This is a genomic window from Neobacillus vireti, assembly GCF_036962345.1.
Lineage (GTDB): Bacteria > Bacillota > Bacilli > Bacillales > Cytobacillaceae > Neobacillus > Neobacillus vireti_A.
Genome location: NZ_JBALNB010000009.1, coordinates 64,181 through 84,831, shown reverse-complemented (window position 1 = coordinate 84,831; position 20,651 = coordinate 64,181). Strand labels below are relative to the sequence as shown.

Annotated in this window: 19 protein-coding genes and 1 other annotated feature; of the genes, 15 read left to right on the top strand and 4 right to left on the bottom strand. The window is 37.9% G+C overall.

Annotation, left to right across the window (positions count from 1 at the left end):
* The first annotated feature begins 5 nt into the window (after positions 1-5).
* The 8 genes from V7108_RS11155 to V7108_RS11120 all read left to right on the top strand — a co-directional run bounded on the left by V7108_RS11155 (position 6) and on the right by V7108_RS11120 (position 9,056).
* Positions 6-1,106: a mandelate racemase/muconate lactonizing enzyme family protein gene (locus tag V7108_RS11155; RefSeq protein ID WP_335568263.1), complete on the top strand. Its 1,101-nt coding sequence runs from the start codon at positions 6-8 to the stop codon at positions 1,104-1,106.
* The gene (locus V7108_RS11150; protein ID WP_335568262.1) at positions 1,099-2,010 is read left to right on the top strand and encodes a C40 family peptidase; all 912 of its coding nucleotides are present in this window, start codon (positions 1,099-1,101) and stop codon (positions 2,008-2,010) included. Before V7108_RS11155 ends, V7108_RS11150 begins: the two co-directional genes overlap by 8 nt.
* Before the next feature lies 1 nt (position 2,011).
* Positions 2,012-3,016, top strand: coding sequence for an ABC transporter ATP-binding protein (locus V7108_RS11145; RefSeq protein WP_335568261.1), 1,005 nt, complete (start codon positions 2,012-2,014; stop codon positions 3,014-3,016).
* A 17-nt stretch (positions 3,017-3,033) separates the two neighbouring features.
* On the top strand, positions 3,034-3,825 hold the full coding sequence (locus tag V7108_RS11140; protein ID WP_335568260.1) for a serine hydrolase: 792 nt from the start codon (positions 3,034-3,036) through the stop codon (positions 3,823-3,825).
* Positions 3,826-3,950: 125 nt separating this feature from the next.
* Positions 3,951-4,673, top strand: coding sequence for a sigma-70 family RNA polymerase sigma factor (locus V7108_RS11135; protein WP_335568259.1), 723 nt, complete (start codon positions 3,951-3,953; stop codon positions 4,671-4,673).
* Between the two features lie 3 nt (positions 4,674-4,676).
* Positions 4,677-5,291 carry an ATP-dependent Clp endopeptidase proteolytic subunit ClpP gene (gene clpP / locus V7108_RS11130; protein ID WP_335568386.1) on the top strand — a complete coding sequence of 205 codons (615 nt, stop codon included), beginning with the start codon at positions 4,677-4,679 and terminating at the stop codon, positions 5,289-5,291.
* Positions 5,292-5,438: 147 nt separating this feature from the next.
* The gene (locus V7108_RS11125; protein WP_335568258.1) at positions 5,439-5,900 is read left to right on the top strand and encodes a MarR family winged helix-turn-helix transcriptional regulator; all 462 of its coding nucleotides are present in this window, start codon (positions 5,439-5,441) and stop codon (positions 5,898-5,900) included.
* Between the two features lie 3 nt (positions 5,901-5,903).
* Complete coding sequence (locus V7108_RS11120) at positions 5,904-9,056, top strand: MMPL family transporter (protein WP_335568257.1); 3,153 nt, start codon at positions 5,904-5,906, stop codon at positions 9,054-9,056.
* A 37-nt stretch (positions 9,057-9,093) separates the two neighbouring features.
* Here V7108_RS11120 and V7108_RS11115 read toward each other — a convergent pair whose 3' ends face one another.
* Together V7108_RS11115 and V7108_RS11110 are read right to left on the bottom strand one after the other, a co-directional pair.
* On the bottom strand, positions 9,094-9,972 hold the full coding sequence (locus V7108_RS11115; RefSeq protein ID WP_335568256.1) for a cupredoxin domain-containing protein: 879 nt from the start codon (positions 9,970-9,972) through the stop codon (positions 9,094-9,096).
* A 137-nt stretch (positions 9,973-10,109) separates the two neighbouring features.
* Positions 10,110-10,244 carry a hypothetical protein gene (locus tag V7108_RS11110; protein ID WP_335519905.1) on the bottom strand — a complete coding sequence of 45 codons (135 nt, stop codon included), beginning with the start codon at positions 10,242-10,244 and terminating at the stop codon, positions 10,110-10,112.
* Positions 10,245-10,405: 161 nt separating this feature from the next.
* Positions 10,406-10,626, top strand: a binding site (T-box leader).
* Positions 10,627-10,672: 46 nt separating this feature from the next.
* Between V7108_RS11110 and proS the strand changes: the two genes are divergently transcribed.
* The 7 genes from proS to V7108_RS11075 all read left to right on the top strand — a co-directional run bounded on the left by proS (position 10,673) and on the right by V7108_RS11075 (position 17,755).
* Positions 10,673-12,103 carry a proline--tRNA ligase gene (gene proS / locus V7108_RS11105; RefSeq protein ID WP_335568255.1) on the top strand — a complete coding sequence of 477 codons (1,431 nt, stop codon included), beginning with the start codon at positions 10,673-10,675 and terminating at the stop codon, positions 12,101-12,103.
* 126 nt (positions 12,104-12,229) lie between these two features.
* A complete protein-coding gene (locus V7108_RS11100; protein ID WP_335519901.1) occupies positions 12,230-12,790 on the top strand; it encodes a GNAT family N-acetyltransferase in 561 nt (186 codons plus the stop codon).
* Between the two features lie 157 nt (positions 12,791-12,947).
* Positions 12,948-13,613: a vWA domain-containing protein gene (locus V7108_RS11095; protein ID WP_335520588.1), complete on the top strand. Its 666-nt coding sequence runs from the start codon at positions 12,948-12,950 to the stop codon at positions 13,611-13,613.
* Positions 13,614-13,747: 134 nt separating this feature from the next.
* Positions 13,748-14,989: an NO-inducible flavohemoprotein gene (gene hmpA / locus V7108_RS11090; protein ID WP_335568254.1), complete on the top strand. Its 1,242-nt coding sequence runs from the start codon at positions 13,748-13,750 to the stop codon at positions 14,987-14,989.
* A 91-nt stretch (positions 14,990-15,080) separates the two neighbouring features.
* Complete coding sequence (locus tag V7108_RS11085; protein WP_335516498.1) at positions 15,081-15,857, top strand: SGNH/GDSL hydrolase family protein; 777 nt, start codon at positions 15,081-15,083, stop codon at positions 15,855-15,857.
* Between the two features lie 13 nt (positions 15,858-15,870).
* Complete coding sequence (locus tag V7108_RS11080) at positions 15,871-16,782, top strand: ABC transporter ATP-binding protein (RefSeq protein ID WP_335568253.1); 912 nt, start codon at positions 15,871-15,873, stop codon at positions 16,780-16,782.
* Positions 16,775-17,755, top strand: a complete 981-nt coding sequence (locus tag V7108_RS11075) for an ABC transporter permease (protein ID WP_335516504.1) — start codon at positions 16,775-16,777, stop codon at positions 17,753-17,755. Before V7108_RS11080 ends, V7108_RS11075 begins: the two co-directional genes overlap by 8 nt.
* A gap of 35 nt (positions 17,756-17,790) precedes the next feature.
* Here the strand turns inward: V7108_RS11075 and V7108_RS11070 are convergent, their stop codons facing one another.
* Both V7108_RS11070 and V7108_RS11065 read right to left on the bottom strand, forming a co-directional pair.
* Complete coding sequence (locus tag V7108_RS11070) at positions 17,791-19,182, bottom strand: YheC/YheD family protein (protein ID WP_335568252.1); 1,392 nt, start codon at positions 19,180-19,182, stop codon at positions 17,791-17,793.
* A gap of 222 nt (positions 19,183-19,404) precedes the next feature.
* Positions 19,405-20,628 (bottom strand): NAD(P)/FAD-dependent oxidoreductase, encoded by a 1,224-nt coding sequence (locus V7108_RS11065; RefSeq protein WP_335568251.1) that lies wholly within the window; start codon positions 20,626-20,628, stop codon positions 19,405-19,407.
* Between the last annotated feature and the right edge of the window lie 23 nt (positions 20,629-20,651).

Genomic DNA, 20,651 nt, shown 5'->3' with positions numbered 1-20,651 from the left:
AAATCATGATTATTAAGGAAATTGAAACATTTCGTGCAGCCGTGCCACTCATCAAACCATTTAAAACAGCATTAAGAACAGTAACAACAGCAGAAGCAATTATCGTGAAAGTAACGTGTGATAATGGAATCTCTGGCTGGGGAGAGGCACCACCGACAGTGGTCATTACGGGCGAAAGTCTGTTAAGTATTGAATCAGCGATTAATCAGGTAATTAAACCATTTCTAGAGAATAAAAGTCTCCTAAACTACGAATTAATTTTTCAAGGACTAAGAACGATCTTGGTAGGCAACACAAGTGCAAAAGCAGCCATAGATATGGCTTTATATGATTGTTTATCCCAATTTTGTAAACTTCCCCTATACCAGTTCCTTGGCGGTCACAAAAAAGAGCTAGAGACGGATTTTACCGTAAGTGTGAATAGTCCTGAAGAAATGGGTGACGATGCTGTTTCTTATATACAAAAAGGCTTCAATGTCTTAAAGGTTAAGGTTGGGAAAGATGATATCTCCAAGGATTTAGAGCGAATCAAGGAGATTAGAAAAAGAGTGGGAAATACCATAAAAATACGATTAGATGCAAATCAAGGCTGGACCGCAAAAGATGCGATTCGAATGATTCGTAAAATGGAAGATAGTGATTTAGGAATAGAATTAGTAGAACAGCCTGTCAAAGCGGATGATCTTGAGGGGCTAAAGCAGGTTACCGATTCTGTTGGGACACTGATTATGGCAGATGAAAGTGTTTTCACACCTAAGCAGGCTTTCCAAGTTTTAAAGACTAGAAGTGCTGATTTAATTAATATTAAGCTAATGAAATCCGGTGGAATCTATCAAGCTCAGATAATCAATCAGCTAGCTGAAACATGTGGAGTAGAGTGCATGGTTGGAAGCATGATTGAAACACGACTTGGGATTACGGCTGCAGCTCATTTTGCGGCAAGCAAGCGAAATATAACTCGATTCGATTTTGACGCGCCACTTATGCTGGCGAAAGATATTGTTGATGGAGGAATCCAATATCATAATAGATTTATTACACTTCCGGATTGTCCTGGCCTTGGAATTAAGCATGTAACGTTAGAAGGAGGAGTTACAATTGGATAAACGACTTGTAAATGTCCCGGTAGCTACTGTCTGGACATCCTATAACTCTGCGAGGGAATTGGATAAGCCAGCTATCAGTAATCCGGTCGACATCAATGGATGGTTAGAAGGGTTAACATATGAAACTAGACTTGGATTGTGTGAACAGAACCTTGTTCAAACTCAACTTTTATATGGCGAAGAAGTCATCGTAATTGAAGAGAAAGGGAATTGGGCCCATGTTACTATCCCGAATCAGCCGACATCAAAAAATATAAATGGCTACCCTGGCTGGGTCCCGTCATCTCAATTGGTGAAATGTCCATTAGACTGGAATATTAAAGAAGGTCCAATTGTTATCGTCACGAATCCTAAAACATTCTTAGAAGAATCAAATATAGAACTCTCTTATCAAACCATTCTACCTTTAATAAAAGAAGGTGAAGGGAAGGTTGTAGTTAAGACTCCTAATGGGACAGGTTGGCTGAATTTAGACCATGTTACCATTTCTGAATCGCTAGCCAATCGCAAAAAGGGAAATGGAAACAATATTGTAGAAGATGGAGAAAAATTTCTTACTCTTCCATACTTATGGGGTGGAATGAGCAGCTACGGATATGATTGCTCTGGTTTCAGCTATTCGATGTGTAAAGCAAATGGTTATATCATCCCCCGCGATGCACACGATCAGGCAAATTCAGGGGTGGAAGTCAGTGGAGAAGAAATAAAACCAGGTGATCTCCTCTTTTTTGCTTACGAAGAAGGGAAGGGTAGAATTCATCATGTTGGAATCTATTATGGTGACGGAAAATTACTCCATTCACCTAATACAGGAAAAACAGTTGAAATTATTTCATTAGCAGGAACAATCTATGAACGAGAACTTTGTGTAGCAAGGCGATATTGGGTGGAGTTGGAGGCATAGTATGGTGAAATTTTTACAAGTAAACAATTTGAAGAAACATTTTCATTTAGGAAAAAATGAAATCTTAAAAGCGGTGGATGGTGTTTCTTTTCATATCAATAAAGGGGAAACCTTTGGAATTGTTGGTGAATCAGGTTGCGGGAAGTCTACAGCTGGAAGAACCATTATCGGACTCTATGACCAAACTGAAGGAGAAGTTATTTTTAATGGAAAAAACATTCATACTTTAAAGTCTAAAGAAAGACATAGCTTTCACCGGCAAATGCAGATGATCTTTCAAGATCCTTATGCATCATTAAATCCAAGATCAACAGTAGCTGAAATAATATCCGAGCCCATGGAAGTCCATGGCTTGTTTCCAAATAAAAAAGAGCGGCTAAATCGAGTCTATCAATTACTAGAGGATGTTGGGTTAAATCGCAATCATGCCAATCGCTATCCGCATGAATTCAGCGGGGGGCAGCGTCAAAGGATTGGCATTGCCCGTGCTCTAGCATTAGATCCGGAGTTTATTATCGCTGATGAACCAATTTCTGCTCTTGATGTGTCGGTCCAGGCACAAGTTGTAAATTTGTTAAGAAGACTTCAGAAAGAAAAAGGGTTAACATATCTATTTATCGCCCATGATCTCTCGATGGTAAAACAAATTAGTGATCGAATTGGGGTTATGTATTTAGGGCAATTAGTTGAATTAACAGAAAGCAGTGAGTTGTATAAAAAACCTCTTCATCCGTACACACAAGCGCTGCTGTCTGCGATTCCCATTCCGGATCCTGACATTGAGGATCAGCGTGAAAGGATTATTTTAAAAGGAGAGTTGCCAAGCCCAATCAATCCACCAAGCGGTTGCGTCTTCCGAACGCGCTGCCCGATGGCGATGGAAGTTTGCTCCTCTGAAAAACCAAGCTGGCAGGAAGTGGAAGCTGGCCATTTCATCGCGTGTCATTTATATGATAAAAACAAAACAGGCGACCATGATTATTCACAGGTTGCGGTTACTGGGTAGATATGGAAATTTTAAAAGTGAAGATTCAAGAAGAACTTAATGGTTTTCATGGACGCATTGGCTTAGCAATAGAGATTGAAGACTCAAAACCTATACACTTAAATAGCCAGGCTGTCTTTCAATCTGCAAGTCTTATAAAGATGCCCATTTTACTATCCATCCTACTTGCCAATCATAAAGGTCAAATTGATTTACAGCAACAGTTTACGATATTAAACGATAATAAAGTTGAAGGTTCTGGAGTTTTACAAGCGCTATCCAATGGATTAACACTATCTGTTAAGGATTTAATGACTTTGATGATTATTGTTTCAGATAATACTGCAACCAATATATTGATTGATTTATTAGGCATCGAGGCGATTAACGCAACACTTCAAGAAATGGGACTTAAACAAACGAAGCTGAATAGGAAAATGATGGACTTTGCTGCAATATACAAAGGGGAGGACAACCAGACAACTCCGGAAGAGATGGTTCATTGCCTTAAAATGGTGAATCAATTTAATGAGTATTTTGGAATCAATGGACCACCAAATATCGCGAAAGAAATGTTGAAACATCAGCAATTTAGAGAAAAGCTCCCGGCACTGGTAGACGAAGTTAAGATTACCGTTTTTAATAAAACCGGGGAATTGTCAGATGTTGAACACGATTGTGCAATATTTGATTGTCAGGGAAGAATTGGTTATGTTGCTGTTTTAATGGACTGTCTTAATGATCAAGTAATGGCAAAACAAACCATTAGGAATATAGGGAAACATATTTCTGATTTTTTCATTAGGACTCAAATAAATTCATTAAATTAGACTGACTTGGGTACATTCTGAGTCAGTTTTTGTATATTATAATAAAAATAAATTTTTTTTACCCCGTATCTTTTTATCATCCTTAAAACGTTTATTAGGTAGAGAGTGTTAAAGGAGTGAACAAAATGTCTAATAAGCTTAGCATATACAACACAGAAGACGTGCAACAGGAAACTGAGACTGAGGAGTCTATATGGCTGGAGTATTATCCGAAACTTCATCAATATTGCCACTTTCTTACCCAAAATAAATGGGACGCTGATGATATTGCACAAGAGGTTTATCTGAAAGCAAAGAAATATTACAGTAATAAGCAAACATTCACCTCAGCCTTATTAAATAAAATTGCCTACCATCATTGGATTGATCAGGTTCGAAAAAGGAAAAAGGAGACAATCGAATTAGATGATGAAATAGTAAATCAAAAGGAAGAGAATCAAGCTATTGATATAATGTATTCCGTTGAATTGCTGATGAAGCATTTTACACCAAAGCAAGCGATCACCTTTATGTTGAAAGAGGCTTTTCAATATCAATCGAAAGAAATAGCCGAAATCCTCAGGACGACAGAAGAAGCTGTAAAGTCCAATTTATATCGAGCAAAAAAAAGACTTAAAAAAGTAAAAGAAGATGAGAAGTCATTTCCTATTGATTTATTTTGGGATGAAGAAGAACGAGAATTATTAGCATCCCTCTTTTATCAAGCTATAAAGATTCAAAATCCATCAATTCTAATTCAATCCATACCATTATTAAAAAGTGTCGGTGACATTCCACAAATAGTTACAAGGGAAATACGTTCGGTTAATAGGCACACTCCTTCAAGCACTCTCTGTATGGCTGCGTAGCTAATATCTGCTTTCAAGGAGGACAAATCAATGAGTACAATTCCTTATGTAATAGAACAATCCAATCGTGGTGAACGTTCCTATGATATCTATTCACGATTGTTAAAAGATCGTATCATCATAATTGGTGATGAGATTAATGATCATGTGGCAAATAGTGTGGTTGCCCAATTATTATTTTTAGCGGCGGACGCGCCAGATAAAGAAATATCGCTTTATATTAATAGTCCGGGCGGTTCAACTTCAGCCGGTTTCGCCATCTTTGATACAATGCAATACATTAAGCCTGATGTACGGACTATATGTACGGGGATGGCCGCTTCATTTGGGGCGATGCTGCTTCTTGCAGGTACGAAAGGTAAACGGTATGCTCTGCCAAATAGTGAAATTATGATACACCAGCCTCTAGGGGGTGCAAGAGGGCAGGCAACAGAAATTGAAATATCGGCGAGGCGAATCTTAAAGTTAAGAGAACATATTAACCAAATCATTGCGGAACGTACAGGTCAGTCGATTGAAAAAGTTGCGAAAGATACCGATAGAGATTACTTTTTGAGTGCGGAAGAAGCCAAAGAATATGGAATCATTGATGAAATTCTGTATCCTAAAAAGTCATAAGGATATAATAAGCAAAATAACGGAAAAAGGTTAGCATGATGCTGACCTTTTTTTATTGACATATATAACAACATAAAATATAGTTAAACAGGTGAATAGTTTAACAGTTGAACTAATATTATTGAAGAGAGAGGTGAGAAATGGGCGATGGATAAAAAAACCATTCAGGAACTAATCAACCGCTACGTGTCCGTTTCTTTTGAAGTAAATAAGAAAGCAGCTTCTCTTATTAAATGTCAAATAGGAGAAGATTTAACGATTGACCAACACTATATTTTAGGATACATTCAAAAGTCCCATGAATGCACCTCTACTGAATTGGCAGAGGTATTTGAGGTCAATAAAAGTGCAATCACTGCAATTGTCAACCGTTTGGCCGATAGAGGGATTATAGAAAGAACCCGAGATGAAAATGATAGAAGGGTTGTATATCTGACCCTAACGGAAAAGGGGAAAGAACTTAATCAAAAAACACAGGAAAAAGTACATGTTTTGGTAGAATCGTTTATCACCCAATTCGATGAATCTGAAATTACAAATTTTATTAATACCTATGAAAAGTTAGCCCAAATATTAACCAACATGAAAAAGGAAGAAGTGGGGGAATAATTTGTGAGATTCATTGTTAAAGGAAAATGGTTTATCCTTATTGCCTGGATAGCATTGATTGCTGTTCTCTTTATGGCGGCACCCAACATGGAAAATTTGGTCCGCGAAAAAGGGCAGATAAATGTTCCTGATGGATATTCTTCTACATTAGCAGAAGAAATCTTAAATGCTGTCCAGTCAAGTGAAAATAGCGGAAATGATTTACAAACCGCTTTGGTTTTTCATAGTGATAAAAAGTTAACGGAAGATGACTTTGCAATAGCAGAAAAAGCTGTTAGTCAGCTTGAAAATCATAAAAGTGAACTGGGTATCACTTCGATTCTTACTCATTTTAATCAAGAAGAATTGAAGGAGCAGCTTGTATCTGATGACGGGAAAACCATCCTGGTTTCCTTGAATGTAACGGCAGATGGTAGAGAAGGAAAAGAAATAACGAAGGAATTATATCATGTACTTGAAGATGTAGAGTTAGAGCACTATTATACCGGAAACTGGCTAATTTCCGACGATCTTGTAACAAACTCACAAGAAGGCCTTAAGAAGACAGAAGGTATCACCGTTGTTTTCATCCTGGTTGTATTACTTCTTGTATTTAGATCTGCAGTTGCTCCTATTATTCCATTAGTAACGGTAGGATTTAGCTATTTGGCAGCGCAATCGATTGTTGCCATTTTAGTAGATAAAGTGAATTTCCCATTATCAACCTTTACACAAATATTCTTAGTCGCAGTTTTGTTTGGGATCGGAACAGACTATTGTATTTTGCTGCTTAGTCGTTTTAAAGAGGAAATGTCAAAGAATGATAGTGTAGTAGAAGCAATTGTTATTACGTATAAGAATGCAGGAAAAACGGTATTCTTTAGCGGATTAGCGGTTATGATTGGATTTGCTTCCATTGGCTTTTCAACATTTGTTCTTTATCAGTCGGCAGCAGCCGTGGCAATTGGGGTAGCGTTATTGCTCTTAGCATTGTTTACCGTTGTTCCATTTTTCATGGCTGTGCTCGGGAAAAAACTTTTCTGGCCGTCTAAAGGCAAGCTTGAGCACGTTGATAGTAAAATATGGGGAATTGCCGGTAAATTTGCATTGGTACGCCCATTAATCGCCCTTCTAATTGTTGCAGCTATTTCTGTGCCTGCATTATTTACCTATGATGGAGATTTATCGTTTAACTCACTCGAAGAAATTGGCGATGATTTCAATTCCATAAAAGGATTCAATATTATTTCGGATGGATTTGGTCCTGGTGAATCGATGCCAACGCAGATTGTCATTAAGAATGATGATGAGTTGAATACATCAGAATACATTGCTCTTACCGAAAAAATCAGTCAAGAGCTAAGCAAAATCGGTGATGTTGATTCGGTTCGTTCTGTTACACGTCCGACAGGTGAAACCATCGATGAATTATATATATCAGAGCAAGTGAAAAGTTTAGAAGACGGCCTTGGTCAGGGGAATGATGGAATTCAGAAGATTAGCAGTGGTCTTGCAGAGGCCGGGAGCCAACTCGCTGCCAATCAGCCGAAAATGAATGAAGCAACCGATGGAATCAGCGAATTGATTACTGGAACCAATCAATTACAGACTGGAATGGGCACCATCCAACAGAACCTTGCTAAAATTGAAGACGGATTAAAACAAGGTGCAGCAGGAACCTCTCAAGTAAAAGAAGGGCTTGAAGTCATAAAAACGAAATCTGCTGAAGTGTTAGCCGGCAGTAAACAGTTACTTGAAGGTTATAAACAAGCAGCTGGGGGACTAACAACTCTTGCTGGAAATTATGAACAAGTTGCTATGGGGGTTAGCTATTTACATAATTCCTTAGCTTCAACAAATCAATATTTTGCTAATCTAGAAAGTGATTATAGTGATATTGGGCAAAATGAAAATTACCAAGCTATTAAAATGACCATTCAAGGGTCTCAAGCTGCAACAGAAGAATTAGCTGGAAGCCTGAATCAATTAAATACTGGATTAACGGGAGCGCAGCAAGGTATTGATTTTGCGAATGGTAAATTTTCAGAAGCCATAGCTGGACAGGAAGCCCTTATTAAAGGAATGGAAGATCTCTTAAGGGGTCTCACTGAAATTGAAACAGGACTTTATACGATGGGGAATGGCCAAGGACAAATCGTTAATGGTCTCCCACAGGTAACAAGCGGTTTAAACGGGGTAAACAATGGACAGCAGCAGCTCCTGACCGGATTTAAGGACATGAGCGGTCAAATTACTCAGTTGACAGATGGATTGACGCAAAGTGCGGACGGTCTAAATCAAGTCTCTGATGGTCTAGAATCTGCACAAGAGTATCTTGCAGGTGTAGCGAAGCAAGAGAAAAATGGTTTTTATATTCCTCAAGATGTACTGGACAGCAAAGACTTTGAGCGGGCTTTAGATGTGTATATGTCAAGAGATCGCAAGGTCATGACCATTGATGTGGTCTTTACAACGAATCCATATTCAAATGAAGCACTGGATCGTATTCCTGAAATTAAAGAAACAGTTAAGCGTGTAGTAAAGGATACAAAGCTAGAAAATGCGAGAGTAGCAGTAGGCGGAGTATCAAGTATGCACCATGACCTTGATGTAATTTCACAAGCAGATTATTCAAGAACAGTGGTCCTCATGCTAATTGGAATTACCCTTATATTAATCGTTTTGTTCCGTTCGATTATTATGCCTCTTTATTTAATAGGATCATTAATCTTGACCTATTATACTTCGATGGCACTTGCAGAAGCCATCTTCGTAAATTGGTTAGGTTATACCGGTATTAGCTGGGCAGTTCCATTCTTTGCTTTTGTTATCTTAATTGCCCTTGGAATTGACTATAGTATTTTCTTAATGGACCGTTTTAACGAGTTCAAACAAATGCCAGTAGAACAAGCGATTCTAGAAGCGATGAAGAAAATGGGAACAGTTATTATCTCTGCCGCGGTTATTTTAGGAGGTACTTTCGCTGCGATGATGCCAGCTGGTGTGTTATCTTTGCTTGAGATTGCGGCCATTCTATTAATTGGACTCTTTCTTTATGCGCTGGTGATTCTGCCATTGTTTGTTCCTGTTATGGTAAAAACCTTTGGCAATGCAAATTGGTGGCCGTTTAAAAGGAGTAATGATTCGGTAGTTAACAATCATTCTTCTCATATGTAAAAAAAGAAGCACGCTGATTTTCCAGCGTGCTTTTTGCCTATTCCACAATAACGGTGCCTTTAAACATATTCATTCCACAACTAAAGGTGTAATTACCTTCTTTATCAGGGGTAAAGGTTAACTTTGTTGTACCAGCCTTTAAATTAACATTATCTAAATCAAAATCTGGCATCATAAAGGTTGAAAAACAGCTATTATCACCAGGATTAGTGATATTTAGCTCTACCGGAACACCTTTTCTAACTTTGATAACATTTGGAGAATATCCGGTAGGTGTGATCATTATCTCGATTTTAGGACTTGCTTCCTTGGTAAGATCAAGTTCTGTTTGTTGAGGTGCAGGATTCTTTTCTTGTGCCTGAGCTGCTTGTGTTTCACCAGGAACTTTAACAAAATCACTGCTGTATAAAAATAGGAATAGTGCAATCAAAACAAGCCCGCCTGACAAAATATTAAATGGTGAAATGGCTTTTGTATCTAAGGAAAGTTTTCCATTTGTCTCTACAATAATATATAAAATTACTAGACCAAGAACAATCACATATAAACCTAGAAAAATACCTAACATAATTGTTGGATTATCAAACTGAAGGATTGCTCCAAGGAGGGCACCCATGATTCCACTCACCATTCCAGAAACGGAACCACTTAGGATGGCCAGGATACCTACAGGCTGACCAGTGATAAATCCAAGGGAAAATCCAATCAGCGTGCCCAAACCAACAGGAAGAAATAATTCTCCTGATAGAATGCCGCTAAGATAACCTGTTAATAGCCCGCCCATCATCGTAATGACGATGACTACCACAATTCCAGAAATGTTGGCTAGTTTATTTTTATGGCGGTGTAATAGGTAGATAACATATCCTGTGATTAAACTGATAATAGATATTGCAAAAATGGATAATAGATACATATGAAAATCCCCTCTAAAGTTAATAAACAACATAAGTAAATTATAAATGTATATAGAAAGGATTTTTGCTGCTTTTATGAACGTTTAATGAAAACCTAGCAAAAATAAAAAAGACGTATGTAACGTCTATAGGGGGACTACTTTTCTTTTTCAGGTTCTATTGTGTTTTTATAGATTCTCTTTAGTACTTCATTTTGCATTTTCATATAGTCAAGTAAGTATTTTTTCTCTTCCTCATCCAAGTCTTTTTCATTCGATTCTTCCTTCTTCAATGAAATCACCTCATTCTTGATTCATTTTAACCCATTCGAAGTGGAGAATAAAGATTGGATGATTGATTAGAATAAGGAAAAAAGACGAAAGTAAGAATTATATTCCAAAAACAATGTTTGACATTTAGGGAAGGTAAATATATAATTTTTTTAAAAATACTATTAAAACGTTGATGAGGATTAGTAAAATGTAAGTTGTCTTACAAAGAGAGGAAACCATTGGTGGAAGGTTTCTTAAGACAGTCATTTGAACCTGCCTCGGAGTTCTGTATCGGATCGTTTTTGTTGAAGATACATGCGGATAAAATCCGTTATCATGTCGAGAGTATAAAGCATTTGCTTTATGAATTTAGGGTGGTATCGCCAGGTCTTGGTCCCTTTTTGGGGCCAGGGCCTTTTTATATTCAAAAAAATAATGAGGTGTCAAAATGGCAAAGGAATTTGTAAAAGATGTTACCAGTATGGACGAGGATTTTGCCCAGTGGTATACAGATGTAGTAACAAAAGCAGATTTAATTGATTATTCAAGTGTACGCGGATCGATGATCATTCGCCCTTATGGATATGCGCTTTGGGATAATATAAAAAACGAACTTGACCGCCGTATCAAAGAAACAGGGCATGAAAATGTTTATATGCCATTATTTATTCCTGAAAGCTTATTGCAAAAAGAAAAAGATCATGTCGAAGGCTTTGCACCTGAAGTGGCATGGGTAACCCATGGCGGTTCTGAAGAATTGGCCGAACGCTTAGTTGTTCGTCCTACATCTGAAGTTCTTTTCTGTGAGCATTATAGCAATATTATTCATTCATACAGAGACTTGCCAAAGCTCTATAATCAATGGGCAAACGTGGTCCGCTGGGAAAAAACTACTCGTCCATTCCTAAGGACATTAGAGTTTTTATGGCAGGAAGGTCATACAGCACACGCAACTGATGAAGAGGCAATGGAAGAAACCATTAAAATGCTGAATGTATATGCAGCAATTTGTGAAGAAATTCTGGCGATTCCAGTTGTCAAAGGACAAAAGACAGATAAAGAAAAATTTGCAGGTGCTAAGGCTACTTTTACGATTGAGAGCTTAATGCATGATGGTAAAGCTCTTCAGTCAGGAACCTCTCACCACTTTGGAACAGGTTTTGCTGAAGCATTTAATATCCAATATACCGATAAAGAAGGAAAGCTTCAGTATGTGCACCAAACATCTTGGGGCTTTACTACAAGAATTATTGGGGCATTAATTATGGTTCATGGTGATGACCGCGGGCTTGTGATTCCACCGAAGGCTGCGCCAACGCAGGTTATGATTGTGCCAATTGCCCAGCATAAAGAAGGCGTTCTTGATTTCGCTTATGATTTGAAAAAGTCCTTAGGTCAAGTTGCCCGCGTGGATATCGACGCAAGTGATAAAAAGCCAGGCTGGAAATTCAATGAATACGAAATGAAGGGGATTCCAGTTCGTTTGGAAGTTGGACCAAAAGATATTGAGAACAAGCAAGTAGTGCTAGTAAGAAGGGATACATTAGAAAAGGTTTTCGTTCCTTTGGATCAATTAGAAACAAAGCTTGTTGAATTACTCGATGATATTCAATCCAACCTATATAACAAAGCATTGAATCATCGCGAAGAGAGAACATCCGTAGCTGTAACGCTACCTGAATTAAAGGAAAAGCTTGAAGCAAAACCAGGCTTTATCAAAGCAATGTGGTGCGGCGAACTCGCTTGCGAAGAGAAAATCAAAGAAGAAACAACAGCGACATCAAGATGTATCCCATTTGAACAAGAACAGGTCTCGGATACATGCGTTTGTTGCGGTAAATCTGCTGACAAGATGGTTTATTGGGCAAAAGCATACTAATTTAAATCAGGCCCCTTCATTTTAAGAAGGGGTTATTTTTATATACGGTTTATGAAGGCCAAAACATTGGTTCACTTGAAAAAGTGGTTCTCATAAAAAGCCATAAATAACAAAGGGGGAATCAAGTTGAAACCTGCATTACTAAATTTCCCAGAGGAATTTACTTCAGAGAGACTGTTTATACGTAAGCCCATGCCAGGGGATGGAATAGCAGTGTACAAAGCAATCCAAGCCTCACTGAATGAACTAAAGCCGTGGATGCCATGGGCTCATTCCAACCAATCTGAACTGGATGTCGAGGCAAATATACGCGATAGTATTGCAAAATTTATCACACGTGAGGATTTACGATTACATATTTTCGATAAAGAAACCGGTGAATTTATCGGTTCATCCGGTCTGCATAGAATTAATTGGGATGTTCCTAAGTTTGAGATTGGTTATTGGATAGATACTCGATATTCCGGCAAAGGTTACATTACCGAAGCCACAGAGGCAATCACTAATTTTGCATTTACCGAATTAAACGCTAACCGTGTGGAAATCCGTTGTGACCCAAGAAATCTTAGAAGTCGGGCAATTCCTGAAAGATTAGGCTTTACATTAGAAGGGATATTAAAAAATGATAATCTCTCAGTTACTAGTAATGAACTTAGGGATACTTGCATCTTTGCAAAAACTAAATAATTTTGAAACACCCTTTAAAAGAGTAGAGGTGTCCAAATAGTGGGCTCCTTTTTTGTGGCCAAAATATAGGTTTATGGGAAATAGATTGAATATTACCTATAAATTACCCACTATAGTATAATTATGGAAGAAATGATTAATTGGGAGGGGATATTCTATGACGACAATTAATTTAATGAAAAAGACTGCAAGTGTTGTATTAGAAAAGAAGAAACTTACAGATGTGGTAGCAAGAGTTGGATTAATATTAGATATTTCAGGTTCGATGAGATCTTTGTATAAAAATGGAACAGTTCAAAAGGTTGTAGAGCGGATATTAGCTGTTGCCAGCCAGTTTGATGATGATGGGTCCCTTGATGTATGGGTGTATGATAATGAATTTTCGCGACTTAAATCTGTAACGGAAAGAGATTTTGTGAATTATGTTGAAGAATACATATTAAATAACGATTTAATTCACAAATTCGGTAGAAATGACGAACCACCAGTAATGGAAGATGTAATCAATAAATACACAATAGAACAACCAGCTCAGGAACCTACTTTTATTGTGTTTATCAATGATGGCGGCTGCAAGAGAACGATCAAAAAACAAATTGTTGATTCCTCTAATAAGCCAATCTTTTGGCAATTTGTTGGTATTGGTGATTCTAACTTTGAAGTACTTGAGAAATTGGATACGATGGAAGGGCGGTATATAGACAACGCGAATTTCTTCCACATTACGGATATCGAAAAAATTTCGGATGAGGAATTGTATAATAATTTACTAAATGAGTTTCCTTCATGGCTTAATGAGGCTAAAACTAAGGGAGTTCTCTAACAAAAAATGGATAGGATATAGTTCGAATTATCCGAAAATAACGAAGTGTGATTTGCATCACTTACTCCTTGTGTGATTTCTCATATAATCACTATATAAACAGTGATAAACACACTACATAAGGAGTGAAAGTTATGTTAGATAAAAAAACAATCGATATCATTAAATCAACCGTACCTGTTTTAGAACAACATGGGGAAAAAATAACCACCCGTTTTTATCAATTAATGTTTGGAAATCATCCTGAATTATTAAATATCTTTAACCACGCAAACCAAAAACAAGGAAGACAACAAAAAGCATTGGCAGGAACCGTCTATGCAGCTGCTCAATATATCGATAATCTTGAAGCAATTCTACCACTTGTAAAACAAATTGCTCATAAACACAGAAGTCTAGGTATTAAAGCAGAGCATTATCCGATTGTTGGAAAACACTTATTATTAGCGATCAAAGATGTACTTGGGGACGCAGCTACAGATGAAATTATCAATGCCTGGGCTGAGGCTTATGGAGTAATTGCGGATGCTTTTATCGGTGTAGAGGCAGAAATGTATGATGAGGCAGAAAAACAGCTAGGTGGTTGGGAAGGTTTCCGCAGCTTTGTTGTGGACCGTAAGGTAAAAGAAAGTGATGTTATTACTTCCTTCTATTTAAAACCTGAGGATAATAAGTCAATTGCTCATTTCCAGCCAGGTCAGTATATCAGTATTAAGCTTGAAATCGCTGGCGAGGAATTTACCCATATCCGTCAATATAGCTTGTCTGATGCTCCAGGCAAAGATTATTACCGCATTAGCGTAAAACGTGAAGCAGGCACAGCGAATCCAGATGGAGTTGTATCTAATTACCTTCATGAAGGTGTAAAAGAAGGGGATATCCTTAAGGTTAGTGCTCCAGCAGGGGATTTTGTGCTAGATACTGAAAAAAATACACCTGTTGTGCTCTTAAGCGGCGGGGTTGGGTTAACACCAATGCTGAGCATGTTAAAGACATTGGTTGAGGTTCAGCCTGAAAGAAAGGTCACTTTCATCCATGCTGCTGCAAATAGTAACGTCCATGCATTAAGAGCTGAAGTGGAGCAGCTGACGTCGCTTGAACATGTCAATTCATTTTACTTTTACGATTCACCGACTGAAGATGACTGGGCAAACAAAAGGTTTGATGTGGAAGGGTATGTAACCCAGGAGTGGATGGCAGAAAATCTACCTTTCCAAGACGCAGACTTTTATTTCTGTGGTCCAGTACCATTTATGTCAGCAATCAATCGTTTCCTAAAGAATTTAGGAGTAAGTGAAGATAGAATTAACTTTGAATTCTTTGGCCCAAAAGGCAATTTAGAAGAGAGTGTGAAGAAAGAACCGGTTTCCGTTTAGGAACCGGTTTTTTTTTGCGGGTTAAAAGTTTGATTCACTCTGTAATTGTGATTAAATAAAAGGTAGAAATAACCAGAAAGGATGAATCTTCTTGAATAAGAATCTCATACGGTCTGTAACCATTATATCAGTGTTTTTTTGTCTCCTTTGGCTGGTTGGACTAGGCTGGGCAGTTGGAGAATATTATGCAGGAAAACCAGATAATATCCCCGAGAAAACCAAGGTTGAAAAAAAAGTGGATGAAAAAAAGGGCTTACATATTGTTGCTCTTGGTGATTCCTTAACAAGAGGAACCGGTGATGAAACGGGTAAAGGCTATGTTGGTATCTTAATGGATGAAATAAAGGAAAAGTCAAAGAAAGAAGTTCGGTTAACGAACCTCGGCATCACCGGGCAGCGGTCAGACCAATTGAAACAACAAGTCCAGCAGGCAGAAGTTCAAAGACAAATTCAAACCGCAGATATGATTGTCGTTACGATGGGCGGCAATGATTTATTCAGAGGCGGACAAGGTTTACTAGAGTTTGAAACGGAAGACATTACAGCTGTTGAGAAAAAATTTCTTGAAAATATGAATTTTATTTTTCAACAGATCCGTAATAGTAATCCTAAAGCGAATGTTTTTTTCATTGGTTTATATAATCCCTTTAGTGATTTAGAGGAGGGGAAAGAGCTTTCTATGGTAGTCCGGCATTGGAATTATCAAAGTGCTGAACTAAGTGCAGCCTTCCCCAATATTGTGTTTGTTCCAACCTTTGATCTTTTTGAATTGAAGGTTAATGATTATCTGTATTCTGACAAGTTCCATCCTAATTCAAAAGGGTACCGTTTAATTGCTGAACGAGTGGCTTCATTGCTTACCTGGTGAGGAGATTGGCTAAATGAAGAAAATAACTTTATCTGTACATAATTTAAAAAAAGTGATTGGTAAAAAAGAAATTATAAAAGGGATTAGCTTTGATTTAAAAGAAGGAGAGGTTTTTGGATTCTTAGGACCCAATGGTGCGGGAAAAACCACAACCATCCGCATGCTGGTGGGATTAATTAAACCCACATCTGGGAAGATTCAGATTGGCGGGAATAACATTGAAGACAATTTTGAGGAAGCGATGAGGGACTTGGGTTGTATTGTTGAAAATCCTGAATTATATCCGTATTTATCTGGTTATGACAATCTGTTACATTTTGCACGGATGCTCGATGGAATTGGCGAAGAACGAATTCAAGAAGTAACTGAGCTAATGGGCCTTAAAGATAGAATTAATGATAAGGTGAAAACGTATTCCTTAGGGATGAGGCAAAGATTAGGTATTGCTCAAGCACTTCTGGGACAACCCAAAGTATTAATTCTTGATGAACCCACAAATGGATTAGATCCTGCAGGGATTAGAGAAATGCGGGAATTTATCAGATTCCTTGCTGAAGAAGAAGGACTTAGTGTTCTTGTTTCCAGCCATTTATTAAGTGAAATTCAATTACTATGCGATCGAGTCGCGATTATTTCAAGGGGAACCGTTATTCGCACGGATACCGTCCAAAGCTTGTTATCTAATAGGGAACGGGTAGTATGGCGGTTTCATCCAAGCGAAGAGGGAAAACAGATATTACGTTCTGTTACCGCCATTGAAGAAAGAGACGATGGTTCCATTTTAACGGAATACGATGAAATAAAGGCAGCAGCGTGGAATAAAATGCTTGTTGAATCTGGAGTATCCGTGACAGAAATGAATCGAAAAATGCCAGTACTTGAAGATTTGTTCCTCGAGCTAACCGGGGGTGATTCGATTGAATAAACTGATTCAAAATGAAATGATGAAGCTGATTGCCAAAAAGCGCCTCATTGTGATTGCGATTATAATCGGCATACTGGTTGCTTTATTCACTTATGCTCAATATAAAGAAGTGGAAAGACAAAAAGAAAAATTGGGAACGGATGATTGGCGAACGATTATCCAACAAACTATTATTGATCAGCAAAATCGGATAAGCAGTCCGAGAATTTCAGATGAATGGAAACAACAACTGCAAATTGCCATGCAGCAAAATCAATATTATCTAGATCACGATATAAACCCATCAGAGCCTGGTGCTCCAACGTTTATGAGGATATTTTTTGAAAACTCGATTGAATTATTTATTCCGTTAATGGTCATGGTGATTGCCAGTGATATCGTGTCTTCTGAGCATAGTCAGGGATCGATTAAGCTGCTCTTGACGAGACCGGTAAAGAGGTGGAAAGTCCTCTTAAGTAAGTATATAACCCTGACCCTTGCCATCTCGTTAATTGTTGCAATCGGAGCCATCCTTTCTTACCTAATCTCCGGGTTTGTATTTGGCTATAAAGGCTTTGGAGCACCCGTTTTAACGGGTTTTAGCGTCAGTGATGCTGGATTAAATACTGCAGGTGTGAAGTTAATGGATCAATGGCTGTTTTTATTAATGGATCTTGGACTCGTATGGTTTGTGGCATTAGTTGTCGGTACTTTATCCTTTATGTTATCTGTACTGATTCGCAGTACGGCTGCAGGCATGGGTGTCATGTTAGCAGCCCTAATAGCAGGTGCCATTCTAAGCAATATGGTTTCATCTTGGGAGTCAGCAAAATATTTTTTTATGGTGAATTTAAAATTAACCAACTATATGAATGGAAACCCGCCGCCGATTGAGGGAATGACCCTATCTTTTTCGATGATGGTTCTCCTTGTATGGTGGGCTGCAGGTTTATTCGTTTCCTTTTTTGTCTTTACTAAAAAGGATGTATATTAGAACGGGAGAAGGGCTATCTCTGAAAGCGATAGCTCTTAGTTTTCCTCTGGCTGTTGTTTTCCTGCACGAATATATTCTCTTATCGTTGTCAACATCGTTTTGTCAGCCAGGTAGCGAAAGATTGATATGTCGGGAACGAGATTTGCTTCAATAAACCAAGGTTTTCCGAATGAATCAATTCCAATATCCATACCCCACATTCGGGCGTCTGGGTAAACTTTTTCTAGTTGCTTTGCAACTAACATACAAAGTCGATCCAATTCCCAAATCAGTGAATCGATATTTCTTAGATTTAAGTTGGAAGCTTCTATTGCGTCCTCTAGGCTAGTCAATGCTCTCGCCACATTTGTCACAATAAATCCAGCCGCTGCGGTTCTTGTAATTCTGCCTGTAACTACCCATTCCGAATTGACACTTTTCCGTTGAACCATCACTCTGATATCAAAGGGACAACCTTTAATTGTTGGAAGAGGGATCTTTTCTTGTAAAAGATAGGACTTTTTTGAGAGAAACCGTTCACTTATTTCCTTTAACAGTTCATTAGAATGGTCAATGGGGATGATTTTTCGCTCTGAATGGATTTCAAATGTTTGATTTTCTAACTGCGAAATCAGTGCCAAACCGCGTCCCCATTGGCTTAGATTAGGCTTAATGATGCAGCTTTTAAATTTATCAAGATATTGAAGAAGGAGGTTATCGTGATAAAAATAGGTGACAGGTAAATAGGGAAAGATTTCCTTTTCACCTCTTAACACTTGGTACCAATCCCATTTGCCGTCGGAGAATCTATACCTTATCTCATGAATCCATGGTTTCCCTAATTGATCCAGGTAAAAATCAATCATAATTAAATTGGATTTAGGAAATTTCTCCTCTAATTTTTTAGCAATTTGGATAGGAAGTTCTTCCAGTTGTAATGAAAAGTCGTTGCTAGTTTCTTGATATATTTTTTGTAAAATATCATGGGCAGGGAATATGTCCTTTACTTCATCCGTAACTGAAAATCCCTCTGTCGATATTCGTGCAACCTTTTCAGTTATAGTCCATTTAGAAGAAAGCTTTACAGCATAGACCCTTACCTCAAAGTGCTTTCCGTTCAATTTTGTACGCGGCACCGCTTGTTGGATGATAAACCTTTTACCTTCAAGTAGATTCATAACAATAAACTGATAGGCTTCTTGTGTTCCTTTTGCTATATGATTGGTACTACCCGATTCAATTTTATAGTGATGATCTTCGAGGGAAGTTACTAAAATATTTATTTTATAATCATGACAAGGACGTACATATACCGAATAGTATTTCTTTACGAACTCATAAAAACTACTTTCACTAAATAAAGCTGTTTCTGGAAGGTAAGGAGAAATACTTTTCTCTGCTATTAAGTGGGAATATTTGCTGAATTTTTCATTTATTACTTTCACCATAAATATCCCTCCTTAATAATTCTTTTTACTATTTTATTCAGAAGGGGAATAATTTGGAGGGTATGAGCCCTTAATTTGGAAAATATTATTGTGAAAAAAACCACCTTTAACTTAAAAGGTGGTTTCGTTGCCTTAATTGGGGGATTAAGACATTACTTTGGTCTAGATAAGGGATATTCTAATCAGGTAAAGGGGAGGGAGTCCTTATACCAAGGTTGAAATTTACTGATTTGCGGTTACTTTTACTGGTTCTTTGCTGAAACCAAAGTGCTGTTTAATAATAAGAGATGGACCGCCAAGATTCAATAAATAGCGTGCTTCAATTACTTGTTTCATAAAGGCGCCAAACAATCCTGACAATCTAAAGTTACCAACCTTACCAACCGCAGCAAAGTTACCAATTGATGCGACAGACCCTTTATGATGATATTCAAAAGCTTTCAAGCTTCCACCACGGATTGTGGACACGATATTTTTCGCACAAACATCCGCTTCCTGAAGGGCAACCTGCGCTGTTGGCGGTAAGGCGTTTTTTTCATCCTTCATGAATAGGGAACAGTCACCAATGCTGAAAATGTTATTCTTGCCTTTAACACGTAAGAATGAATCAACAGGGAGTTTGCCTTTTTCGATTGGCAAACTACAGTTTTGTACAATTGGATTACCTTTTACCCCGCAAGACCAGATAAGTGTCCGTGTTGGGATCTCTAGGGTGTTTTCAAGTACGACTTTCTCAGGTGTACATTCTAATATTTTGGTTGACATAAACATATCGATATTAAACTTTTTTAAGACATCTGTTGTATATTGGATAGATTCCTTAGGGAAGAATGGAATGACAGAAGGTGCAGCCTCAACCGCTGCAATTTTAACCTTTTCAAATGGAACATCGTACTTCTTACAAAGCTTTGGAAGTCCTTCCGCTAATTCTCCTAACATTTCCACCCCCGTAAATCCGCCTCCAGCCACCACAAAGGTAAGGCGGGATGGGTCTTTGTCTTCTTTATAAAGATTTAATTGTCTGATAATTTGGTTATAAATGGCTTTGGTACTTCTAAAACTGCGAATGGCAAAGGCATGTTCTTTAATGCCAGGAATTCCAAATGTTTCAATATCGAAACCTAATGCGATTAAAAGGTAATCATATTCAACACTTTCGCCATCATCAAGGTGTACGGCTTGTTTTTGAACATCTACTGCTGTAACACTGGCTTTTTTAAAAGTTGTTTTATGGGGATCAATTAACTCTGGAATTTTCATTGCAATTTGACGATCCGCAGCAGTACCAACACCGGTTTTATGTAGTTGGGTAGTAATGTAGTGGTATTCATGTTTATTGATTAACGTAACGTCTGCTTCACCGGACTTTAGTAGCTTTTCTAATTTCTTACTGGTGATAATACCACCATAACCTGCTCCTAAAATCACAATTTTTGGTTTTCTCATAAAATCCCTCTCCTAACAATAAG

What these genes read in the sequence shown, in the direction of transcription:
- V7108_RS11155 (WP_335568263.1), top strand. Translation starts at nt 6, where the DNA reads ATGATTATTAAGGAAATTGAAACATTTCGTGCAGCCGTGCCACTCATC.
- V7108_RS11145 (WP_335568261.1), top strand. Translation starts at nt 2,012, where the DNA reads ATGGTGAAATTTTTACAAGTAAACAATTTGAAGAAACATTTTCATTTA.
- V7108_RS11135 (WP_335568259.1), top strand. Translation starts at nt 3,951, where the DNA reads ATGTCTAATAAGCTTAGCATATACAACACAGAAGACGTGCAACAGGAA.
- V7108_RS11125 (WP_335568258.1), top strand. Translation starts at nt 5,439, where the DNA reads ATGGATAAAAAAACCATTCAGGAACTAATCAACCGCTACGTGTCCGTT.
- V7108_RS11115 (WP_335568256.1), bottom strand. Translation starts at nt 9,972, where the DNA reads ATGTATCTATTATCCATTTTTGCAATATCTATTATCAGTTTAATCACA.
- proS (WP_335568255.1), top strand. Translation starts at nt 10,673, where the DNA reads ATGGCAAAGGAATTTGTAAAAGATGTTACCAGTATGGACGAGGATTTT.
- V7108_RS11095 (WP_335520588.1), top strand. Translation starts at nt 12,948, where the DNA reads ATGACGACAATTAATTTAATGAAAAAGACTGCAAGTGTTGTATTAGAA.
- hmpA (WP_335568254.1), top strand. Translation starts at nt 13,748, where the DNA reads ATGTTAGATAAAAAAACAATCGATATCATTAAATCAACCGTACCTGTT.
- V7108_RS11080 (WP_335568253.1), top strand. Translation starts at nt 15,871, where the DNA reads ATGAAGAAAATAACTTTATCTGTACATAATTTAAAAAAAGTGATTGGT.
- V7108_RS11070 (WP_335568252.1), bottom strand. Translation starts at nt 19,182, where the DNA reads ATGGTGAAAGTAATAAATGAAAAATTCAGCAAATATTCCCACTTAATA.
- V7108_RS11065 (WP_335568251.1), bottom strand. Translation starts at nt 20,628, where the DNA reads ATGAGAAAACCAAAAATTGTGATTTTAGGAGCAGGTTATGGTGGTATT.